The sequence below is a fragment of the Salinarimonas sp. NSM genome (genome assembly GCF_052380005.1).
In the GTDB taxonomy this organism is placed as follows: Bacteria; Pseudomonadota; Alphaproteobacteria; order Rhizobiales; family Beijerinckiaceae; genus Salinarimonas.
This window is the reverse complement of record NZ_JBQTCJ010000124.1, coordinates 1-1,356: the sequence shown is the minus strand read 5'-3', so window position 1 is coordinate 1,356 and position 1,356 is coordinate 1. Positions and strand designations below refer to the sequence as shown.

2 protein-coding genes are annotated in these 1,356 nt (G+C 78.7%); one reads left to right on the top strand and one right to left on the bottom strand.

The window, feature by feature from the left end:
- A partial coding sequence (locus ACTZWW_RS22630) for a sensor histidine kinase (protein ID WP_444783220.1) occupies window positions 1-635 on the top strand: 635 nt, incomplete at its 5' end.
- A gap of 6 nt (window positions 636-641) precedes the next feature.
- Here ACTZWW_RS22630 and ACTZWW_RS22625 read toward each other — a convergent pair.
- A partial coding sequence (locus ACTZWW_RS22625) for an ABC transporter permease subunit (protein ID WP_444783219.1) occupies window positions 642-1,356 on the bottom strand: 715 nt, incomplete at its 5' end.

The following is a 1,356-nucleotide window of genomic DNA, read 5'->3' as shown; positions in this document are numbered from 1 at the left end:
TGGCGAAGGCGCGCGCCCGCGCCGCCGATCTCGCCCACGGCCAGCGCACGCCGCTCCAGGCGCTCGAGGGCGCCGACGCGCGCCTGCGCGCGCGGGGCGACGACCCGCTCGCCGACGATGTCGCGGCGGTCGTCTCCGCCATGAGCCGCCACGTCGAGCGCGAGCTCGCCCGCGCGCGCCTCGCCGGGCGCTCGGCGGCGGCCCGCGCGGCGCTGCGGCCGATCGCGGAGCGGGTCGTCGCCGTGGTGCGCCGAACGCCCGATGGCATGGCCAGGTCCTTCGATGTCGCGATTCCCGAGACGCTCGCCGCCCGCATCGACCCCGACGACCTCACCGAGGCGCTCGGCAACCTCGTGGAGAACGCCGCCCGACATGCCCGCGCCGTCGTGCGCCTCGCTGCGGAGCGGGAGACGGGGCGCGTCCGCGTTCGGGTGAGCGACGACGGGCCTGGCATCCCGCAGGACGCGCTCGACGCGGTCCTCGTCCGTGGCGGACGCCTCGACGCGCGGGGCTCCGGCGCGGGCCTCGGCCTCGCCATCGTCCAGGAGATCGCCGATGCCTGGGGCGGCACGCTTTCCTGCGAGACGGGGCCGGAGGGCTTTCGCGCGACGCTCGATCTTCCCGTCGCCGGTTGAGCCGTCTCACCGCCCTCGTGCCGGCGCGGCGTCGCGCCCCGGGTCGAGCACCGCGTGGGCGGCGAGCGCCAGCGCCGCGATGGCGCACAGCGGTGCGAGCAGCAGGCGCGGCGCCTCGATCAGGAAGGGGCGGTACTCGTGGATCATCGCCCCCCATTCCGGCCGGCCCGTGTCCGCGGCGAGCCCGAGGAAGCCGAGCGCCGCGACGAGCGTCACCGCGCGTGCCGCGTCCGCGCCGGCGAGCGCGCCCACGGGTCCCGCCAGCGCCGGGACGAGGTGGCGGGCGAGCGCGCGGGGGCGATCGAGCCCCAGCGCTTCCGCCGCGCGCCAGTAGGGCTCGGCGACAAGGCGCTCCAGCAGCGCCGCCACCGTGATGGCGTAGGGCGCCCAGGCGCTCGCCGCGAGCGCGAGCCCCGCGGTCGCCGGTCCCGCGCCCATCAGGGCCGCGAGCACGAGGGCGACGACGAGGGTCGGCGCCGCGAGCGCGACCTCTGCGACGCGCCGCACGGCGAGGACCAGCGGCGCGGGGCCGAGCGCGATGGCGCTTCCCGCGGCGACGCCGAGCCCGAGCGTCGCGAGGAGCCCGATCGCAAGCGCCACGAGCGAGGGCGCCGCACCGGCGGCGAGCCGCGCGAGGAGGTCGCGCCCCAGATGATCCGTCCCCAGCGGATGCGCGGGGGAGGGGCCGGCGAGCGTCCGCGCGAGATCGATGGCGTGCGGG